This window comes from Enterobacter sp. ECC-175 (assembly GCF_043968675.1).
Lineage (GTDB): Bacteria > Pseudomonadota > Gammaproteobacteria > Enterobacterales > Enterobacteriaceae > Enterobacter.
This window is the reverse complement of record NZ_CP143776.1, coordinates 4458823-4478446: the sequence shown is the minus strand read 5'-3', so window position 1 is coordinate 4478446 and position 19624 is coordinate 4458823. Positions and strand designations below refer to the sequence as shown.

Genomic DNA, 19624 nt, shown 5'->3' with positions numbered 1-19624 from the left:
CCATCGGTTTCTGAGTTGAGGAATCACACGTAATGAGCGATATGGCAGAGCGCCTCGCGCTACATGAATTCACGGAAAATGCCTACCTGAACTACTCCATGTACGTCATCATGGACAGGGCATTGCCGTTCATCGGGGATGGCCTGAAGCCCGTTCAGCGCCGCATCGTCTATGCGATGTCCGAGCTGGGGCTGAGCGCCAGCGCCAAGTTTAAGAAGTCCGCCCGTACCGTCGGTGATGTGCTGGGTAAATACCACCCGCACGGCGACAGCGCCTGCTATGAAGCAATGGTGCTGATGGCGCAGCCGTTCTCCTACCGCTACCCGCTGGTTGACGGGCAGGGAAACTGGGGCGCGCCGGACGATCCGAAATCCTTCGCGGCGATGCGTTATACCGAATCCCGCCTGTCCAAATACGCAGAAGTGCTGCTGGGCGAGCTGGGGCAGGGAACGGTCGACTGGGTGCCAAACTTCGACGGAACGATGCAGGAGCCGAAAATGCTGCCTGCGCGCCTGCCGAACATCCTGCTGAACGGCACCACCGGTATCGCGGTGGGCATGGCGACGGACATTCCGCCGCACAACCTGCGTGAAGTGGCCAACGCCGCCATCACCCTGATCGAACAGCCGAAAACCTCGCTCGACGAGCTGCTGGATATCGTGCAGGGGCCGGACTATCCGACCGAAGCCGAAATCATTACCTCGCGCGCGGAAATCCGCAAAATCTACCAGAACGGCCGCGGCTCCGTGCGCATGCGCGCCGTCTGGAATAAAGAGGACGGCGCCGTGGTGATCACCGCGCTGCCGCACCAGGTTTCCGGCGCGAAGGTGCTGGAGCAGATCGCCGCCCAGATGCGCAACAAAAAGCTGCCGATGGTGGACGACCTGCGCGACGAGTCCGACCACGAGAACCCGACCCGTCTGGTCATCGTGCCGCGCTCCAACCGCGTCGACATGGAGCAGGTAATGAACCACCTGTTCGCAACGACCGACCTGGAAAAAAGCTATCGCATCAACCTGAACATGATCGGCCTCGACGGCCGCCCGGCGGTGAAAAACCTGCTGGAGATCCTCACCGAATGGCTGGCCTTCCGCCGCGATACGGTGCGCCGTCGTCTGAACCATCGCCTGGAAAAAGTGCTTAAGCGCCTGCACATCCTCGAAGGCCTGCTCGTGGCGTTCCTCAACATCGACGACGTGATCGAGATCATTCGTACCGAGGACGAACCGAAGCCCGCGCTGATGTCGCGCTTTGGCATCAGCGAAACCCAGGCCGAGGCGATCCTCGAGCTGAAGCTGCGCCATCTCGCCAGGCTGGAAGAGATGAAGATCCGCGGCGAGCAGAGCGAGCTGGAAAAAGAGCGCGATCAGCTGCAGGCGATTCTGGCGTCCGAGCGCAAGATGAACACCCTGCTGAAGAAAGAGCTGCAGGCGGATGCCGACGCGTTTGGCGACGAACGCCGCTCACCGCTGCACGAGCGCGAAGAAGCGAAGGCGATGAACGAGCACGACATGCTGCCGTCCGAGCCGGTCACGATCGTGCTGTCTCAGAGCGGCTGGGTGCGCAGCGCCAAAGGCCACGACATCGACGCGCCGGGGCTAAGCTACAAGGCGGGCGACAGCTTCAAGGCGGCGGTGAAGGGCAAGAGCAACCAGCCGGTGGCGTTTATCGACTCCACGGGTCGCAGCTACGCCATCGATCCGATCACCTTGCCTTCCGCACGCGGCCAGGGCGAGCCGCTGACCGGCAAGCTGACGCTGCCGCCGGGCGCGACGGTTGACCATATGCTGATGGAAGCCGACGAGCAGAAGCTGCTGATGGCCTCCGACGCGGGCTACGGCTTTATCTGCACCTTTAACGACCTCGTGTCGCGCAACCGCGCGGGCAAAGCGCTGATCAGCCTGCCGGACAACGCCCGCGTCATGACGCCGCTGGTGATCGAGAACGACAGCGACATGCTGCTGGCGATCAGCGCGGCCGGACGCATGCTGATGTTCCCGGTCAGCGATCTGCCGGAGCTGTCTAAAGGCAAGGGTAACAAGATCATTAACATTCCGTCCGCGGAAGCGGCAAAAGGCGAGGATGGCCTTGCGCACCTGCTGATTCTGCCGCCGCAGAGCACGCTGACCATCCACGTCGGCAAGCGTAAGATCAAGCTTCGTCCGGAAGAGCTGCAGAAAGTGGTAGGTGAGCGCGGTCGCCGCGGCTCGCTGATGCGCGGGCTGCAGCGTATTGACCGCATCGACGTGGATTCCCCTGCGCGCAGCAGCGCGGGCGACAGCGAAGAGTAAGCGGTTTGTCCCCCTCCGCCCGGGAGGGGGATATCATTAAAATTTCCCGTAAAATCATTGTTAATTCGTGCGTTGCGATTAACAATACGCGCTCGTAATAAAGTCCTTACCTGGCCACAGGTGAAGTATAATTGTCAGCTGTTGGGGCTTCAGAGGTCGCTATGCTATACATTGTTCGTCTCGTTCTTACCGTCATCTACTGCATTCTGGTCTGTGTTTTCGGCTGCATCTACTGCCTGTTCAGCCCGCGTAACCCGAAGCATGTCGCGACGTTTGGCCACATGTTTGGCCGCCTTGCGCCGCTGTTCGGCCTGAAGGTTGAAAAGCGTCTGCCGGAAGGGGCAGAGAACTTCGGTAACGCCATTTATATCGCCAACCATCAGAATAACTACGATATGGTCACGGCTTCCAATATTGTGCTGCCGCCGACCGTCACCGTGGGCAAAAAGAGCCTGCTGTGGATCCCGTTCTTCGGCCAGCTGTACTGGCTGACCGGAAACCTGCTGATTGACCGCAACAACCGCGCAAAGGCGCACGGCACCATTGCGGAAGTGGTTAATCACTTTAAGAAGCGCAAAATCTCTATCTGGATGTTTCCGGAAGGGACGCGCAGCCGCGGTCGCGGCCTGCTGCCGTTCAAAACGGGCGCGTTTCATGCCGCAATTGCGGCAGGCGTTCCAATTATTCCCGTGTGCGTTTCAAATACTTCGAATAAGATTAATCTTAACCGCCTGAACAACGGGCTGGTGATCGTTGAAATGCTGCCGCCGGTGGATACCAGCAAGTACGGTAAAGACCAGGTGCGCGAGCTGGCAGCACACTGCCGCGAGATAATGGCTCAGCACATTGCGCTCCTCGACAAAGAAGTCGCAGAGAGAGAAGCCGCCGGTAAAATCTAAACCGGCCATGAGATCAGGGAAAACGATTCCCGCGTTGTTAATCGTTTCAGATGGAGCTTATATGTCACTCAGTCGGCGTCAATTTATTCAGGCTTCGGGGATCGCCCTTTGTGCGGGCGCGATACCCTCGACAGCCAGCGCCGCCGGGCAGCAGCAGCCGCTGCCCATTCCTCCGTTGATTGAATCCCGTCGCGGTCAGCCGCTTTTCCTTACCCTCCAGCGCAGCCACTGGTCCTTTACCCAGGGCACGCGCGCGCCGGTGTGGGGCATTAACGGCCGCTACCTGGGGCCGACGATCCGCGTGTGGAACGGGGATGACGTTAAGCTGATTTACAGTAACCGCACCCCTGAAAACGTGGCGATGACCGTTAGCGGCTTACAGGTGCCCGGTCCGCTGATTGGCGGCCCGGCGCGCATGATGTCGGCCAGCGCCGACTGGGCGCCCGTGCTGCCCATCCGTCAAAGTGCCGCCACGCTGTGGTATCACGCGAATACGCCTAACCGCACCGCGCAGCAGGTTTATAACGGCCTGGCGGGCATGTGGCTGATTGAGGACGAGGTGAGTAAATCGCTGCCGATCCCAAACCACTACGGCGTGGATGATTTCCCGGTCATTATCCAGGACAAGCGCCTGGATAACTTCGGCACGCCGGAGTACAGCGAGCCGGGCAGCGGCGGCTTTGTGGGCGATACGCTGCTGGTGAACGGCGCGCAAAGTCCGTATGTCGAAGTATCCCGCGGCTGGGTGCGCCTGCGCCTGCTCAACGCCTCGAACTCGCGTCGCTACCAGCTGCAGATGAGCGACGGCCGCGCGCTGCACGTCATTTCGGGCGATCAGGGCTTTTTACCGGCACCGGTTTCCGTTAAGCAGCTGTCGCTGGCGCCGGGCGAGCGGCGTGAAATTTTGGTCGATATGACCAACGGCGATGAAGTGTCCGTCACCTGCGGCGAAGCGGCGAGCATCGTGGACCGCATTCGCGGGTTCTTCGAGCCGTCGAGCATTCTGGTGTCGACGCTGGTCCTGACGCTGCGCCCAACCGGGCTGCTGCCGCTGGTGACCGACAGCCTGCCGATGCGCCTGCTTCCACAGGAGATCCTGAGCGGCCCGGCGGTGCGCAGCCGCGATATCAGCCTCGGAGACGATCCCGGCATCAACGGCACGCTGTGGGACGTCAACCGTATTGATATTACCGCGCAGCAGGGCACCTGGGAGCGCTGGACGGTTCGTTCGGATATGCCGCAGTCGTTCCATATCGAAGGGGTGAGCTTCCTGATCCGCAACGTGAACGGCGCGATGCCGTTCCCGGAAGATCGCGGCTGGAAAGATACCGTTTGGGTGGACGGGCAGGTTGAGCTGCTGGTCTACTACGGCCAGCCGTCGTGGCCGCACTTCCCGTTCCTGTTCCACAGCCAGACGCTGGAGATGATGGATCGGGGTTCCGTAGGGCAGATGCTGGTGAATCCGGCACCGTAAATTTCACCCCTCACCCCGGCCCTCTCCCCAGAGGGGCGAGGGTGAAAGACCGCTCCTGGCAGTCCCCTCTCCCCCTTGGGGAGAGGGTTAGGGTGAGGGGACAACGGCCCGCACAATACCCCTTCAATTCCCCCAGCGATCCAGCGTATAATCCCCGCCCTTTTGTCTATTTTTTCTTCGGAAGCATTATGAGCGCAATTTCCCTGATCCAGCCGGATCGCGACCTCTTCTCCTGGCCCCAGTACTGGGCGGCCTGCTTTGGACCGGCGCCGTTTCTGCCGATGTCCCGTGAAGAGATGGACCAGCTGGGCTGGGATAGCTGCGATATCATTCTGGTGACGGGCGATGCCTACGTCGACCATCCAAGCTTCGGCATGGCGATCTGTGGCCGCATGCTGGAAGCGCAGGGCTTCCGCGTGGGGATCATCGCCCAGCCGGACTGGAACAGCAAAGACGACTTTATGCGTCTGGGGAAACCGAACCTGTTCTTCGGCGTGACCGCGGGCAACATGGACTCGATGATCAACCGCTACACGGCGGACCGCAAGCTGCGCCACGACGATGCCTATACTCCGGATAACGTGGCGGGTAAACGCCCGGACCGCGCGACGCTTGTGTACACCCAGCGCTGTAAAGAGGCGTGGAAGGACGTGCCGGTGATCCTGGGCGGCATTGAAGCGAGCCTGCGCCGCACCGCGCATTACGACTACTGGTCCGATACCGTGCGCCGCTCGGTGCTGGTGGATTCGAAAGGCGACATGCTGATTTACGGCAACGGCGAGCGCCCGCTGGTGGAAGTGGCGCACCGCCTCTCTCAGGGCGAGCCGGTGAGCAGCATTCGCGACGTGCGCAACACCGCGATCATGGTGAAAGAGGCGCTGCCGGGCTGGAGCGGCGTGGATTCGCGCATCATTGACAGGCCGGGCAAGATCGACCCAATTCCGCACCCGTACGGAGACGATCTGCCGTGCGCGGATAACAAGCCCGTCGAGCCGAAAAAGGTCGAAGCAAAAGCCATTGTGGTCCAGCCGCCGCGCCCGAAGCCGTGGGAAAAAACGTACGTCCTGCTGCCGTCCTTTGAGAAGGTCAAAGCCGACAAGGTGCTTTACGCCCACGCGTCCCGCATTCTGCATCATGAAACCAACCCGGGCTGCGCCCGCGCGCTGATGCAAAAGCACGGCGAGCGCTTTATCTGGATTAACCCGCCGGCGATCCCGCTCTCCACCGAAGAGATGGACAGCGTCTTCGCGCTGCCCTACAAGCGCGTGCCGCACCCGGCGTACGGCAACGCCCGCATCCCGGCCTACGAGATGATCCGCTTCTCGATCAACATCATGCGCGGCTGCTTCGGCGGCTGCTCCTTCTGCTCGATCACCGAGCACGAAGGGCGCATTATTCAGAGCCGCTCAGAGGACTCGATCATTAACGAGATCGAAGCCATTCGCGATACGGTGCCGGGCTTTACCGGCGTGATCTCCGATCTGGGTGGCCCCACCGCCAACATGTATATGCTGCGCTGCAAGTCACCGCGCGCGGAGCAGACCTGCCGCCGCCTGTCGTGCGTCTATCCGAGCATCTGCGAGCATATGGACACCAACCACGAGCCGACGATCAACCTGTACCGTCGCGCGCGCGATCTGAAGGGCATCAAGAAGATCCTGATCGCCTCCGGCGTGCGCTACGACATCGCCGTGGAAGATCCGCGCTACATTAAAGAGCTTGCGTCGCACCACGTCGGCGGCTATCTGAAGATTGCCCCGGAGCACACCGAAGAAGGCCCGCTGTCGAAAATGATGAAGCCGGGCATGGGCAGCTACGATCGCTTTAAGCAGCTGTTCGACACCTATTCGAAGCAGGCCGGCAAAGAGCAGTATCTGATCCCATACTTTATCTCCGCCCACCCCGGCACGCGCGATGAAGACATGGTGAACCTGGCGCTGTGGCTGAAGCAGCGCCGCTTCCGTCTGGACCAGGTGCAGAACTTCTACCCGTCGCCGCTCGCCAACTCGACGACCATGTATTACACCGGCAAGAACCCGCTGAGCAAAATTGGCTATAAGAGCGAAGACGTGGTGGTGCCGAAGGGGGATAAGCAGCGCCGTCTGCATAAGGCGCTGCTGCGCTATCACGATCCGGCAAACTGGCCGCTGATCCGCCAGGCGCTGGAAGAGATGGGTAAAAAGCACCTGATTGGCTCACGCCGCGACTGCCTGGTGCCTGCGCCAACGCTGGAGGAGATGCGCGAAGCGCGCCGCCAGAACCGCCATACGCGCCCGGCCCTCACGAAACATACGCCGATTGTGCATCAGCGTTCCAACGGCGGGGCATCGGGAGCGAAAAAAGCGGGAAAACGTAAGATCGGATAACGATGATGCCCTCACCCCTCACCCTAACCCTCTCCCCGAAGGGGAGAGGGACTTGAATATCGGTGAGGGGATTAACCGCCGAACTGATCCGGATCCGGCCCCAAACGCTTGCCCTGATCCAGCTTCGCAATCTCACCCAGCTCGTCTTTGTCCAGGCGGAAATCCCAGACGTCGAAGTTCTCGGCGATGCGCGACGGCGTGACCGATTTCGGGATCACCACCAGGCCGCTGTCGAGATGCCAGCGGATAACCACCTGCGCCGGGGTCTTGCCGTATTTATCCGCAAGCTCGCGGATAATTTTCCGATCGAAAACGCCTTCGCCGCCCTGCGCCAGCGGGCTCCAGGACTCGGTCTGGATTTTGTGCGTGGCGTTCCAGGCATGAAGCTGGCGCTGCTGCATCAGTGGGTGCAGCTCGATCTGGTTAATCACCGGCGCGACGCCGGTTTCGTCGATCAGGCGCTGCAGGTGATGAACCTGGAAGTTACACACCCCGATGCTCTTCACCAGCCCCTCTTTTTGCAGCTCAATCATGCCCTTCCAGGCATCCACGTAATGATCGATGGCCGGAACCGGCCAGTGCATTAGATACAGATCGACAAAATCGAGCTGGAGCTTGTCCAGGCTCTCCTGCAGGGCGTCGCGGGGGCGTTTCTGATCGTCGTTCCACAGCTTGGTGGTGATGAAAAGATCGTCGCGGGGCATGCCTGCGCTGGCGAGCGCCTTGCCTACGCCGTCCTCATTTTTGTACGCGGCGGCGGTATCAATCGACCGATAGCCGACTTCCAGCGCTTTATGAATGGCGGAGACGACCTCGTCGTTACCGGCTTTCCATACGCCCAGCCCCAGCTGGGGCATCACGTTGCCGTCCTGAAGCTTGATTACGGTTTGGTTTGCCATTTTTCCTCCTTCAAGTGCGCATCGTCGGAGGGGGCCTCCGACGATGTTGGTTTGCATTAAGTCTGGACGAAATGTCAAAAAACGAAAGGCGCGAGGTTAAAAACGCTTAGCGCGCCGCTTCGTAAATGCGGCGGCTCACGTCCAGGGTGATGTCGCCATTCTCGCCGAGCTGGGTCATGCCGTGCTCTTCCAGTTTTGCCAGCAGGGCAGGGATAGAGCTGCCGTCCAGGCCGTAGCCGGAGAGGCGAGTGGGAACGCCCAGGCTTTCGAAGAAGCTGCGGGTCGCTTCGATCGCGGCGTCGATACGCGCATCGTCAGAACCTTCGGTGATGTTCCACACGCGCTCTGCGTACTGCAGCAGCTTGGCGCGCTTGGCGTCACGTTTCTCATTCCACAGCGCGGGCAGCACGACCGCCAGCGTCTGAGCGTGATCCAGGCCGTGCATCGCCGTCAGCTCGTGGCCCAGCATGTGCGTTGCCCAGTCCTGCGGCACGCCTGCGCCGATCAGGCCGTTCAGCGCCTGGGTGGCCGCCCACATCACGTTGGCGCGCACGTCGTAGTTTTCCGGCTCTTTCAGCGCTTTCGGACCGTCTTCGACCAGCGTCAGCAGAATACCTTCCGCGAAGCGATCCTGAATTTTCGCGTCCACCGGATACGTCACGTACTGCTCAACGGTGTGAACAAACGCGTCGACCACGCCGTTCGCGACCTGGCGGGCGGGGAGGGTGTAGGTGTAAACCGGGTCAAGCACCGCGAAAACGGGCTGAACGTGCTCGTTCATAAACGCCTGCTTGTCGCCGGTGGTTTTACGCGAGATCACCGCGCCTTTGTTGGACTCGGAACCAGTCGCAGGCAGCGTCAGCACGGAGCCCATCGGGATCGCGCTGTTAATGTCGCTTCCGCGGGTTTCCAGAATGTGCCACGGGTCGATACCGTCCGCGTAATGCGCCGCGGCGGCGATGAACTTGGTGCCGTCCAGCACGGAACCGCCGCCAACGGCCAGCAGGAAGGTGATGTTCTCTTCTTTGGCAATCTTGACCGCGTTCATCAGCGTTTCATAAGACGGGTTAGGCTCGATGCCGCCGAACTCGCGCACGTCCAGACCGTCCAGCGCGCTGTAAACCTGATCCAGCACGCCGGTCTTTTTCACGCTGCCGCCGCCGTAGGTGATCAGCACGCGGGCGTCTGCCGGGATTTGGTCACGCAGATCGGCGATAGCGCCTTTACCAAACAGAATGCGGGTGGGGGTGTGAAGATTGAAGTTGTTCATTGCTCGTTCCCTTTAGTGGGTGAAAAACCGCGGTGCCGCAGAGGGCAACCTGATGCTGCACATTGTGGGCGCAGGGCGCTATCCCCTCAATGCACATTCCTGCCGATGTCTTGCCCATTTCTACAGAGGGCTGGAGAAAGTGCGGTAAATTGCGCACACTGCATGGGTCGAAAACCGTATCCGGAGTAGCCCGTAATGAACCGCGATGACATCTGTTTGCAGCTCACCTCTCAAATTAAGCGATTGATAGATAATGGAAATAGCGCTGAAGGCGTGCTGCCGGATATTCGTCTGCTTTACGGCACGCAGCCGGGTACGCGCACGCCGGTGATGTACCAGCCGGGCATCGTTTTTCTCTTCTCGGGCCATAAAATTGGCTATATCAACGAGCGCGTGTTCCGCTACGACACCAATGAATACCTGCTGCTGACGGTCCCTTTACCCTTTGAATGTGAAACGTTTGCGACAGAGGCGGTGCCGCTGGCGGGCATTCGCGTTAACGTCGATATTCTCCAGCTGCAGGAGCTGCTGATGGAGATCGGCGAGGACGAGCTTTTTCAGCCGTCGATGGCGGCGAGCGGGATCAACTCCGCGACGCTTTCGGATGAGATCCTGTGCGCCATCGAGCGCCTGCTGGACGTCATGGAAAGGCCGCTGGACGCCCGTATCCTGGGCAAGCAGATTATCCGCGAGATCCTCTACCACGTGCTGCTGGGGCCGGGCGGCGGGGCGCTGCTGGCGCTGGTGAGCCGTCAGACCCACTTCAGCCTGATTAGCCGCGTGTTGAAGCGTATCGAGAGCCAGTACACGGAGAACCTCAGCGTTGACCAGCTGGCCGCGGAAGCGAACATGAGCGTTTCGGCGTTCCACCATAACTTCAAGTCGGTCACCAGCACCTCGCCGCTGCAATACCTGAAAACCTATCGCCTGCACAAGGCGCGGATGCTGATGATCCACGACGGCATGAAGGCCAGCGCGGCGGCGATGCGCGTCGGCTATGAAAGCGCGTCGCAGTTCAGTCGGGAGTTTAAGCGCTACTTCGGCGTGACGCCGGGGGAAGATGCGTCACGTATCAGAACGATGCAGGGAGCGTAGGTTTTTTCCCCTCTCCCCAGCGGGGAGAGGGTCAGGGTGAGGGGATCACGCGCTGCAGTACTTTTTCTTAATCACCATCGCGATAGTCCCCACCAGGCCCGCCACCAGCAGGACAATCGGCAGCACCATCAGGAAGGTCATCACCTGGTCTTCATGACGCTTCACGAACGGGATCATGTTCAGCGCGTAGCCGAGCGTGGTGACCACGCCAACCCACAGCAGGGCGCTCAGCCAGTTGAAGAACTGAAAGCGGCGGTTAGACAGGCCCGAAATGCCCGCCATGGTCGGCAGCAGGGTGCGTACAAAGGCCAGGAAACGTCCGGCCAGCAGCGCCAGCAGGCCGTGCTGGTCAAACATGCAGGTCGCGCGCTGATGATATTTATGCGGCAGCTGCGCCAGCCAGCCCTTCACCACGCGCGTGTTGCCAAGCCAGCGGCCCTGCAAATAGCTCAGCCAGCAGCCCAGGCTGGCGGCGGAGGTGAGGATCACCATGGTTGACGTAAAGTCCATGACGCCTTTACCGATCAGCGCACCCGCCAGCAGCAGCAGGCTGTCGCCGGGCAGAAATGAGGCTGGCAGGAGTCCATTTTCCAGAAAAAGGGTCGCGAACATCACGAAGTAGACGATACCCACCACGTGCGGGTCCGCCAGCGCGGCAAAATCGTGTTGCCAAAGCGCAGCGATAATATCTTGAATAACAGCCATGGACTTTCCTGTGGAACAGCGGATATGACGCTATTGTACACCCTGTTGACGCTTCTGGGATTGATCCCATGCGCAACTCGCGCAGGGGATTTGGATAATAGTGTCCACAAAAGCGTCCAGAGAATACATTTCAGGCTGCACTCTACACGATACGCTCAAACCCTGCTGCTAAATCGGCAATAAGATCGTCAACATTTTCTAAACCGATGTGTAAACGAATCAGCGTGCCGTCGAAGTCCACTTCGCCATCCGGACGAAGGGCGGCGATCTGCTCCGGCTGGTTAGGTAAAATCAGCGACTCAAACCCGCCCCAGGAATAGGCCATGCTGAAAAGGGCAAAGTTATCCAGATAGCTTGCCAGCTCGTCATTGCTGAGCCGCTTTTTCAGCACGAAGGAGAACAGCCCGCTGCTGCCGGTAAAGTCGCGCTGCCAGAACGCATGGCCTTTGCTGCCGGGGAGCGCCGGGTGGTTAACGCGCTCAACCTGCGGATGCTGCGACAGCCATTGCGCCACCTTCAGGCTGCTTTCATGGTGCTGACGCAGGCGCACGCCCAGCGTGCGGATGCCGCGGCTGGTCATGTAGGCGGTATCGGCGTCGACCATCTGCCCCATTAGGTAGGCATTTTCACGCAGCTGATCCCAGCAGCGCGCGTTGGAAACCGCAGTACCAATCATGCCGTCAGAGTGGCCAATCAGGTATTTGGTGGCGGCCTGAATTGAGATATCAATGTCGAAATCCAGCGCCTTGAACAGCACGCCTGCCGCCCAGGTGTTGTCGATCATGATGATGGCTTCAGGCGCTTTGCTGCGCACGGCCTTCACGATAGCGGGCACGTCGTGCACTTCCATGGTGATGGAGCCGGGGGATTCCAGGAACACGATGCGCGTGTTCGGCTGAATCAGCTCGGCAATGCCTTCACCGATGAGCGGGTCAAACCAGCCGGTGGTGACGCCAAGCCTGCTGAGAATTTTGGTGCAAAAGTCCTGGCTTGGCTCGTAGGCGGTATTGGTCATCAGGATATGGTCGCCCTGTTCGACAAATGCCAGAATCGTATTGGCGACCGCCGCCGCGCCGCAGGGGAACAGCGCGCAGCCCGCGCCGCCCTCCAGCTCGCACATGGCTTCCTGCAGCGAAAAGTGGGTCAGCGTGCCGCGACGGCCGTAAAACAGCCCGCCTTTTGCACGATTGCGCGTGGCGATTTTTTTGTCTTCAACGGTATCAAACACCAGCGAGGAGGCGCGCTGAATCACGCTATTGACCGATCCCTGAGTGTATTTTTTGCTGCGTCCGGCCTGCACCAGCGTGGTATCAAGCTGCTTCTTAGTCATGTTCGCCAACCCTTTTTTATACGTCTGGACGTCCAGACTACCACGACTAAAAAAATCTGCACCTGGATGCTTATCGAATAAGCAGAAAATGTTATGAAAAAACCGCATAAGAAATTTTTACTGCGTAAGCGCAAGGAAAGTGAGCGAAAATTACGGCAGTATGCAAATACTAATGAGAACTACTATCAATTCGGCGACATTTTGATATTATTAGCTCAGAATTTGTGATTTGCGTCCTGGAGATACAGAGTGGGTAATAATTTGATGCAGACGGACCTCTCCGTTTGGGGCATGTATCAGCATGCTGACATCGTGGTTAAGATTGTGATGATCGGCCTGATTCTGGCGTCCGTGATCACCTGGGCTATCTTCTTCAGCAAGAGCGTTGAGATTATTTCGCAGAAGCGCCGCCTCAAGCGCGAACAGCAGCAGCTGGCCGAAGCCCGCTCTCTGGATCAGGCATCGGACATGACCTCATCCTTCCACGCGAAAAGCCTGACCTCTCTTCTGGTGAACGAAGCGCAGAACGAGCTGGAACTCTCCGCAGGCAGTGAAGATAACGAAGGCATCAAGGAACGTACCGGCTTCCGCCTGGAGCGCCGCGTTGCCGCCGTGGGCCGTCACATGGGCCGCGGCAACGGTTATCTGGCGACCATCGGCGCCATCTCCCCGTTTGTCGGTCTGTTTGGTACGGTCTGGGGCATCATGAACAGCTTTATCGGCATTGCGCAAACGCAAACCACTAACCTGGCCGTCGTTGCGCCGGGCATCGCGGAAGCGCTGCTGGCAACGGCAATTGGCCTGGTGGCCGCTATTCCGGCCGTGGTTATCTACAACATCTTCGCGCGGATGATCGGCAGCTATAAAGCCACGTTGGGCGACGTTGCGGCGCAGGTTCTGCTGCTGCAAAGCCGCGATCTGGACCTCAACGCCAGCTCCGTTAAGCCGGTGCACGCGGCGTCTAAACTGCGCGTAGGTTGATGAACTATGGCGATGCGTCTTAACGAAAACCTGGACGATAACGGCGAAATGCATGAAATCAACGTGACGCCGTTTATCGACGTCATGCTGGTTTTGCTGATTATCTTCATGGTGGCGGCGCCGCTGGCGACCGTTGACGTGAAGGTCAATCTGCCGGCCTCTTCCAGCCAGCCGCAGCCGCGCCCGGAAAAGCCGATCTACCTGTCGGTAAAAGCGGATAAATCGATGTTCCTGGGCAATGACCCGGTCACCGATGCGTCCGTTATTCCTGCGCTGGAGCAGCTTACCGGCGGCAAGAAAGACACCACCGTCTTCTTCCGCGCGGATAAAACCGTCGATTACGAAACCATGATGAAGGTGATGGATACGCTACACCAGGCGGGTTACCTGAAAATTGGTTTAGTCGGCGAAGAGAAAGCGGCCGCGAAATAATCACGAAAGCTGGCGAAAGCCAGCTTTTTTGTTTGCCTTACTTTAAATCCTTTCCTTCTCCGCTATTCGACAGCGCGTCCTCATCCAGCGCGACGCAGGTGACGTTCGACGTGCGGTGCTTACCCTCAGCGAGCTTGCGCGTCAGGCGCAGGGTGGCCGTCTCTCGCGCCAGCAGATACTGGTAATTGGCCTCCAGCCGCCCCAAAATTTTCTCTTTCAGCTCGGGGCGCTGTTCGATGATGCTGTTCATCACGGCACCGTAAATTTCTTCTTTCACCTGTAGCGCATAAACTTCATGGCGATGCTGCCATTTCAAACGCACCAGGGCCGCCGGAATCGAAACCAAATCCTGAGCGATGCGCGCCATTTCGGCATTTTTGGCGTCTCGTAATACCTCAAGATTTTGCTTTAAGATAAATTCATCACTTTTTTTGTTATCTAAAGTTAAATGGTCATTATTATCTGGCGCTTGTTTCATTTTAATCATCACCCAGGTGATAAAAAATGGGGGTGTTTTTTTCTCGCGTAATTAGATTAAGCCAAATTTCATTGCCCGCTTCATTTATTTCTCGGGTTTTTTCCGTCATTATTTGGCTAAGTTTTTGCGCATCTATTTCGCCCTCGGCCTGAAGATCGTTAAGCAGGTGGACGAAGGCCTCAATTTTTATGGCGCGAAATAAGCGCTCTTTGATATGACGGTCGTGCTCTTCCAGCAACATATTACGCGACTTACCCGTTCGGGATACGCCAATTAATATGTCGGATTCATAATCGGAGAGTTTTCTTTTCCCCTGAGTGAAATTAGCCTCTTTTTCTGCTTCCGTCGAAAGCTGTTCCACAGACGTGATGTGGTACTTAGCCGGAACAAGATTGTCGGGCAACATTTTTAATTTCCTTTAATTTCAACAGGGTGGGATTGATAAAGGCGTGAGATTCGTTGACAATATCATGAGGCAATTTTAAAATCAAAAAAAATGGAGCCTACCCATGAACAGCATTTTCTTTACGGTCATAACGTTACTATTATTGACCGCAGGCGTGCTTTTTTTGATGCATGAGTTCAATAAAACTCAGATATCAAAAGCGCCCCACGCGACGCCGCAACCGGAGCCGATGTCAAAAGAAGAAGGTGAAGACCATTTCTCCTTATTGATGAACGCGGTTACACCCGTTTGGTACTGGCGGGTTAATCACGAATATATTGATTTTTTACACGCAACAATAAAGCGTATGAACATGTCAGACATTAATGACACGCCGGGCTTGTTTGACGCGCAGCGTCGCTGTAGCGATCTCAATTCAGCGGTCTATAAATATTATGACAATATCAAAAAGCGCTGTCTGAACGGAGAAAAGGTATCCCACTCCGATCTGGACGTATTAAACCTGCGCCAGTGTTTTCGCGAGTTTAGCCTTGAGGCTTATCCGGAGCTGGTGGCGTTGGTGTGGCCAGAGTATGCGCGCCCGGAGGTTAATCCTGACGATGTGTAGGGTTTTTGTTGGTTAGTTGTTGCAAACAGTGAGCGCCGTTGAGATATACTGCGCACTGGTTTCGTTTGCTGACAGGACTTTATGGAACGCTTCTTTGAAAATGCAATGTACGCCTCGCGCTGGATACTTGCCCCCGTCTATTTTGGCCTTTCGCTGGCGCTGATCGCGCTGACGATCAAATTCTTCCAGGAAATCATTCACGTCCTGCCGAACATCTTCTCCATTGCGGAAGCCGATTTAATTCTGGTGCTGCTGTCGCTGGTTGATATGACGCTGGTGGGCGGGCTGCTGGTGATGGTGATGTTCTCCGGCTATGAAAACTTCGTCTCCCAGCTGGATATCGACGAGCGTAAAGAAAAGCTCAACTGGCTGGGCAAAATGGATGCCTCGTCGCTGAAAAACAAAGTTGCCGCGTCGATCGTGGCGATTTCGTCCATCCATTTGCTGCGCGTGTTTATGGATGCGAAGAACGTCCCGGACAACAAGCTGATGTGGTACGTGATTATCCACCTGACGTTTGTGCTGTCGGCATTCGTGATGGGGTACCTGGATAAGATCAGTAAGAAGTAAGTGAATTACAATTATTACCCCTCACCCTAACCCTCTCCCCATAGGGGAGAGGGGACTGCTCGGTGCGGCCTTTCTCCCTCTCCCCTATGGGGAGAGGGCCGGGGTGAGGGGGAAATTCCTTTTCTATTTATCCGACGACGCCTGCCATAAATTCAGCTCTCCGTCCGCGACGTGCTGGTCGATCCGCTTCAGCTCTTCTTCCGTAAAGCGCAGCTTGTTCAGCGCCTGAACGTTCTCTTCCAACTGCTCCGGTCGGCTGGCACCGATCAGCACCGACGTCACGCGATTGTCCTTCAGCAGCCAGCTCAGCGCCATTTGTGCCATGGTTTGCCCGCGCGCGTGCGCCATCTCATTGAGCAGGTGCAGGCTATTCAGGTTGGCATCGGTGAGCATTTTTTCCGTCAGGCCCCGCACCTTCTTGCCTTCGCGCTGCATGCGCGATCCCTCCGGAATGCCGTTCAGGTATTTTCCCGTCAGCAGCCCCTGCGCCAGCGGCGTAAAAGCGATACAGCCCGTACCGTTTTCCTCCAGCGCGTCAAGCAGGCCGGTTTTATCAACCCAGCGGTTGAGCAGGTTATAGGAAGGCTGGTGGATCAGCAGCGGGATCTTCCACTCGCGCAGCAGGTCGGCCATGGCGCGCGTGCGCTCCGTGGAGTAGGACGAAATCCCCACGTACAGCGCTTTGCCGCTCTGTACGGCGTGCGCCAGCGCGGCGGCGGTCTCTTCCATGGGCGTGTTTTCATCCACGCGGTGAGAGTAGAAAATATCGACGTACTCTACGCCCATGCGCTTCAGGCTCTGGTCGAGGCTGGCGAGCAGGTACTTACGCGAGCCGCCCGAGCCGTACGGGCCAGGCCACATGTCATAACCCGCCTTGGTGGAAATAATCAGCTCGTCGCGCAGTCCGGCGAAGTCCTCGCGCAGCAGGCGGCCAAAGTTTTCCTCCGCGCTGCCCGGCGGCGGGCCGTAGTTATTGGCGAGATCGAAATGGGTAATGCCGAGATCGAACGCTTTGCGCAGCAGGGCGCGCTGGTTATCCAGCGGCTGAACGTGGCCGAAGCTGTGCCACAGGCCGAGCGAGAGCGCGGGCAGACGAAGCCCGCTTTTTCCGCAGTAGCGGTACTGCATGTTCTCATATCGGCCAGCGTAGGGTTGCCAGGACATGATGTCTCCTTTTGTCGATGAATTTTCGAAACAGCGTTTTCATTCTGTTCTTATCAAATCACAAATTGGGGAGAGATGCGATGACGCGCCCGACGGCAAAGGCATTTTCCGCGAGCGCGGGAAGCGGTAGGCCGGGCAGGGCGACGCCGCCGCCCGGCATTCACGATCAGAAGCTGTAGCTCATACCCGCCTGAACGCTGGCGTCGTTATCCACATCGCCGGTGCCCAGATACACGCCGGTATTGAGGGTGAAGTTGTGGGCGATGGTTGCGTTAACCCCGGCACCGAAGATACCCATCGTGTTGTTATGGCCGGAGGTATTGTGATAATCCGCCGCCTTGATGTCGGTATCGTCGCTGAACTCCGCCTGGAAGCGGGCGTCAATCCACGGCATCACCTTCACGTTGCTGTGCAGATCGCTCAGGGTGGTGGTCAGGCGCAGGCCGGCGCCGCCGTTCCATGAGGAAACCTGGCTGTCGGAGAAGGTCACTTCGCTGTCGGAGAAGCCGTTCGCCCTGGTGCGATCCCAGCCGAGGGTCGCGTACGGCTGCAGTAGCGTTTCGTCAGGCAGCAGCACGTTCACGCCGGTGCGGGCCTGGGCAATATAAAGGCTGCCGTCGGTTGAGCCGTGCAGCGCTTCGGTCATGCCGCTGGTGTCGCCCGTCACGTTGTTCGCGGAAAGGGTATAGCGCATGTCGCCATAGCTGAAGCTGCCGTCGGCGAACAGGCCCCAGCCTTTGCCGTTCAGCGCCTGCTGCCAGCCGCCGTAGAGGCTGTAGTAGTTGCCGTAAACGGTGTCGTTGAAGCCGTCGGCACCGCTGTTGGTGTCCTGCACGCGGCTGCGGGTCCAGGCCAGCGCGATACCGCCGGTAACGCTGTCGCCGTTAGCGGTGTGCGCCGTCCAGTCTACGCCGCCCTGTGCGCCCTGGGTGATGCTCTTGTAGTCAACGTCGTTGCTGAAGTTGCCGTTTTGATACAGGAAGTCGCCCCATACCTGCGCGCCGTCCCGCTGGACGCCCAGCAGATTTGCCAGATGAACCTGATTCATATGGTTTGTGATGTCGTCAGCAACCTGATGGCCCGCCTGCTCGGCCGCGTCCAGGCCGGCAACCAGCCCCTGCACGTCGCTTGCCAGGGAGCCTTGCTCGCTGTTAAAGACCACGTTCCAGCTGTAGCTGTTGTCGGCGGTCAGCAGGGTTTGCGGCGCGTCGTCCGCGGCCACGATATCCAGGCTGTTATCGTAGTTATAGGCACCGCTGCGGTTTTCCACGCTATCCTGGCCGTTGGTGAAGGTCGCGGCAGCGTAGTTCTGCGGCGCGCTGCTGCTGGAGGTACTGAACGTCCCCAGAACCACGCCGCTTTTGCTTTGCGCCGTCGGCGTAATGCTGGCCACCACGATAGCGTTGTTCGCGCCGGTGATTTTGCCAAAGTTAACGAAGCTGTCGGTGCTCATGGTGACCAGCGCGTTGCTGCCGGTAGACGTGGCGACCAGGGAAGAACCGTCCTGCAGGCTCCAGGTGGTGGAATCGTTAATGGTATCAATGCTGATGCTGTTATCGCTGGTGGTATTCACCGTTTCGAACTCGCTGATTTGCCCGGTAATGGAGCTGCCCGCATCCATGGAGAGCGTGTCGCTGCCGCTGCCGCCGTCCACGTTTCCATCAACGTGGGAGTTATTGGTCAACACCAGCGTGTCATCCCCGGCGCCCGTTTTCACATCGCCGTTCACCGTGGCGTTATTATTCAGGGTAATCGTGGTGTTGCCGCTGTTTTTGCTGGCATCGATGTCGCCGGTAATGGTGCTGTTATCTACCAGAAGGGTATTCGACGAATTGCCCTGAAGCGTGACGTCGCCGTTCACCACGCTTTTATTGGTCAGCGAAAGGTTGGTTGTGCCTTTTTCATTAATTACGCCGATATCGCCGGTGACAATGCTGTTATTCATCGTCAGGCCGGTGTTGGTGGTGCCGTAAACGCCGACGGCCACATCATCGAAAGCGTCAAGGTTGATATTTTTATCGGGATATTTCGCTTTAATTTTTGCCGCGAGGGTATCGATATTTTGCGATATTTCACTCTGGGAAGCGTCAATGGTCGAATTCGTCAGCGAAATCTGGGTATCAGCCTTCAGGCTGCCGGCGTAAATACCGCCTTTATCCATGCTGCTGTTGCTCATGGAAATAGTTTGCTTACCTTCGCCCGCGCTGACGATGCTGCCGTGCAGCTTGCTGCCGTTGGTAATATTCACGGCGTGATCGCCGTTGTCCAGCGGGTCGAGGTATATCGCAGAGCCCATCATATAGGCTTTATCACCCGCCTTTTTTCCTGGAGTATCGTAATAGACGCTGTCGTTCTCCCCGTTCAGCGTGGCGTTATCCACCGTCACGGTGGTATTCGTCTTATGTGCTGCGCTCCCGGCTTCGATCATATCCACGCTCGCGCCGTTATTGACCGTAATATTTGCCGTCCCGCCGCTGCTGCCCTGAATATAGTGCCCGTTCATGTTGGTGCCGGAGACGGTTAATGACTGCGTGTCGCTGCTCTTGCGCGCGCCGTCCATATAAATATTGGTTGAAGTAGCATCGGCCATTACCGCATTGGTAACGCCTCTATCCTGATAATAGTTGTTATCGGTATATTTCGTTAAGCCGCAGGTC

17 protein-coding genes are annotated in these 19624 nt (G+C 58.0%); 9 read left to right on the top strand and 8 right to left on the bottom strand.

Annotated elements, in window-relative coordinates; genetic code table 11:
• The first annotated feature begins 32 nt into the window (after positions 1-32).
• The 4 genes from parC (at position 33) to V1599_RS21150 (ending at position 7030) form a co-directional block, all read left to right on the top strand.
• Positions 33-2291 (top strand): DNA topoisomerase IV subunit A, encoded by a 2259-nt coding sequence (gene parC / locus V1599_RS21165; protein ID WP_395300799.1) that lies wholly within the window; start codon positions 33-35, stop codon positions 2289-2291.
• A 161-nt stretch (positions 2292-2452) separates the two neighbouring features.
• Complete coding sequence (plsC, locus tag V1599_RS21160) at positions 2453-3190, top strand: 1-acylglycerol-3-phosphate O-acyltransferase (RefSeq protein ID WP_112010756.1); 738 nt, start codon at positions 2453-2455, stop codon at positions 3188-3190.
• 61 nt (positions 3191-3251) lie between these two features.
• The gene (ftsP, locus tag V1599_RS21155) at positions 3252-4664 is read left to right on the top strand and encodes a cell division protein FtsP (RefSeq protein WP_297116227.1); all 1413 of its coding nucleotides are present in this window, start codon (positions 3252-3254) and stop codon (positions 4662-4664) included.
• 188 nt (positions 4665-4852) lie between these two features.
• Positions 4853-7030 carry a YgiQ family radical SAM protein gene (locus V1599_RS21150; protein ID WP_395300798.1) on the top strand — a complete coding sequence of 726 codons (2178 nt, stop codon included), beginning with the start codon at positions 4853-4855 and terminating at the stop codon, positions 7028-7030.
• A 71-nt stretch (positions 7031-7101) separates the two neighbouring features.
• Here the strand turns inward: V1599_RS21150 and dkgA are convergent, their stop codons facing one another.
• Together dkgA and yqhD are read right to left on the bottom strand one after the other, a co-directional pair.
• Positions 7102-7929 carry a 2,5-didehydrogluconate reductase DkgA gene (gene dkgA, locus V1599_RS21145; protein WP_112010753.1) on the bottom strand — a complete coding sequence of 276 codons (828 nt, stop codon included), beginning with the start codon at positions 7927-7929 and terminating at the stop codon, positions 7102-7104.
• 106 nt (positions 7930-8035) lie between these two features.
• Positions 8036-9199, bottom strand: coding sequence for an alcohol dehydrogenase (gene yqhD / locus V1599_RS21140; RefSeq protein ID WP_112010752.1), 1164 nt, complete (start codon positions 9197-9199; stop codon positions 8036-8038).
• 195 nt (positions 9200-9394) lie between these two features.
• Here yqhD and V1599_RS21135 point away from each other — a divergent pair, with 195 nt between their 5' ends.
• Positions 9395-10294, top strand: a complete 900-nt coding sequence (locus V1599_RS21135; protein WP_297116220.1) for an AraC family transcriptional regulator — start codon at positions 9395-9397, stop codon at positions 10292-10294.
• 45 nt (positions 10295-10339) lie between these two features.
• Here the strand turns inward: V1599_RS21135 and yghB are convergent, their stop codons facing one another.
• Together yghB and metC are read right to left on the bottom strand one after the other, a co-directional pair.
• Positions 10340-10999 carry a DedA family general envelope maintenance protein YghB gene (yghB, locus tag V1599_RS21130; protein ID WP_112010750.1) on the bottom strand — a complete coding sequence of 220 codons (660 nt, stop codon included), beginning with the start codon at positions 10997-10999 and terminating at the stop codon, positions 10340-10342.
• 142 nt (positions 11000-11141) lie between these two features.
• Entirely contained in the window at positions 11142-12329 is a 1188-nt protein-coding gene (gene metC / locus V1599_RS21125) for a cystathionine beta-lyase (RefSeq protein ID WP_395300797.1), read from the bottom strand.
• A 249-nt stretch (positions 12330-12578) separates the two neighbouring features.
• Here metC and exbB point away from each other — a divergent pair, with 249 nt between their 5' ends.
• Positions 12579-13310: a tol-pal system-associated acyl-CoA thioesterase gene (gene exbB / locus V1599_RS21120; RefSeq protein ID WP_112010748.1), complete on the top strand. Its 732-nt coding sequence runs from the start codon at positions 12579-12581 to the stop codon at positions 13308-13310.
• A 6-nt stretch (positions 13311-13316) separates the two neighbouring features.
• On the top strand, positions 13317-13742 hold the full coding sequence (gene exbD, locus V1599_RS21115; protein ID WP_112010747.1) for a TonB system transport protein ExbD: 426 nt from the start codon (positions 13317-13319) through the stop codon (positions 13740-13742).
• 37 nt (positions 13743-13779) lie between these two features.
• Here exbD and V1599_RS21110 read toward each other — a convergent pair whose 3' ends face one another.
• Both V1599_RS21110 and V1599_RS21105 read right to left on the bottom strand, forming a co-directional pair.
• Positions 13780-14220, bottom strand: coding sequence for a cytoplasmic protein (locus V1599_RS21110; protein ID WP_297116538.1), 441 nt, complete (start codon positions 14218-14220; stop codon positions 13780-13782).
• Position 14221: 1 nt separating this feature from the next.
• Positions 14222-14626, bottom strand: a complete 405-nt coding sequence (locus tag V1599_RS21105) for a hypothetical protein (RefSeq protein ID WP_112010746.1) — start codon at positions 14624-14626, stop codon at positions 14222-14224.
• A 103-nt stretch (positions 14627-14729) separates the two neighbouring features.
• Here V1599_RS21105 and V1599_RS21100 point away from each other — a divergent pair, with 103 nt between their 5' ends.
• On the top strand, positions 14730-15233 hold the full coding sequence (locus tag V1599_RS21100; protein WP_297116202.1) for an ESA_00282 family adhesion-associated protein: 504 nt from the start codon (positions 14730-14732) through the stop codon (positions 15231-15233).
• A gap of 81 nt (positions 15234-15314) precedes the next feature.
• On the top strand, positions 15315-15803 hold the full coding sequence (locus V1599_RS21095) for a TIGR00645 family protein (protein WP_112010744.1): 489 nt from the start codon (positions 15315-15317) through the stop codon (positions 15801-15803).
• A gap of 123 nt (positions 15804-15926) precedes the next feature.
• On the opposite strand, the gene V1599_RS21090 is transcribed toward V1599_RS21095, so the two are convergent.
• Both V1599_RS21090 and V1599_RS21085 read right to left on the bottom strand, forming a co-directional pair.
• A complete protein-coding gene (locus tag V1599_RS21090; protein WP_395300796.1) occupies positions 15927-16967 on the bottom strand; it encodes an aldo/keto reductase in 1041 nt (346 codons plus the stop codon).
• Between the two features lie 166 nt (positions 16968-17133).
• The gene (locus tag V1599_RS21085; RefSeq protein ID WP_395300795.1) at positions 17134-19557 is read right to left on the bottom strand and encodes an autotransporter domain-containing protein; all 2424 of its coding nucleotides are present in this window, start codon (positions 19555-19557) and stop codon (positions 17134-17136) included.
• Positions 19558-19624: the final 67 nt, after the last annotated feature.

Bases quoted from the DNA above. Each gene is read 5' to 3' on its own strand.
- parC (WP_395300799.1), top strand. From the start codon at position 33: ATGAGCGATATGGCAGAGCGCCTCGCGCTACATGAATTCACGGAAAAT.
- plsC (WP_112010756.1), top strand. From the start codon at position 2,453: ATGCTATACATTGTTCGTCTCGTTCTTACCGTCATCTACTGCATTCTG.
- ftsP (WP_297116227.1), top strand. From the start codon at position 3,252: ATGTCACTCAGTCGGCGTCAATTTATTCAGGCTTCGGGGATCGCCCTT.
- V1599_RS21150 (WP_395300798.1), top strand. From the start codon at position 4,853: ATGAGCGCAATTTCCCTGATCCAGCCGGATCGCGACCTCTTCTCCTGG.
- dkgA (WP_112010753.1), bottom strand. From the start codon at position 7,929: ATGGCAAACCAAACCGTAATCAAGCTTCAGGACGGCAACGTGATGCCC.
- yqhD (WP_112010752.1), bottom strand. From the start codon at position 9,199: ATGAACAACTTCAATCTTCACACCCCCACCCGCATTCTGTTTGGTAAA.
- V1599_RS21135 (WP_297116220.1), top strand. From the start codon at position 9,395: ATGAACCGCGATGACATCTGTTTGCAGCTCACCTCTCAAATTAAGCGA.
- yghB (WP_112010750.1), bottom strand. From the start codon at position 10,999: ATGGCTGTTATTCAAGATATTATCGCTGCGCTTTGGCAACACGATTTT.
- metC (WP_395300797.1), bottom strand. From the start codon at position 12,329: ATGACTAAGAAGCAGCTTGATACCACGCTGGTGCAGGCCGGACGCAGC.
- exbD (WP_112010747.1), top strand. From the start codon at position 13,317: ATGGCGATGCGTCTTAACGAAAACCTGGACGATAACGGCGAAATGCAT.
- V1599_RS21110 (WP_297116538.1), bottom strand. From the start codon at position 14,220: ATGAAACAAGCGCCAGATAATAATGACCATTTAACTTTAGATAACAAA.
- V1599_RS21105 (WP_112010746.1), bottom strand. From the start codon at position 14,626: ATGTTGCCCGACAATCTTGTTCCGGCTAAGTACCACATCACGTCTGTG.
- V1599_RS21100 (WP_297116202.1), top strand. From the start codon at position 14,730: ATGAACAGCATTTTCTTTACGGTCATAACGTTACTATTATTGACCGCA.
- V1599_RS21095 (WP_112010744.1), top strand. From the start codon at position 15,315: ATGGAACGCTTCTTTGAAAATGCAATGTACGCCTCGCGCTGGATACTT.
- V1599_RS21090 (WP_395300796.1), bottom strand. From the start codon at position 16,967: ATGTCCTGGCAACCCTACGCTGGCCGATATGAGAACATGCAGTACCGC.
- V1599_RS21085 (WP_395300795.1), bottom strand. From the start codon at position 19,557: ATGGCCGATGCTACTTCAACCAATATTTATATGGACGGCGCGCGCAAG.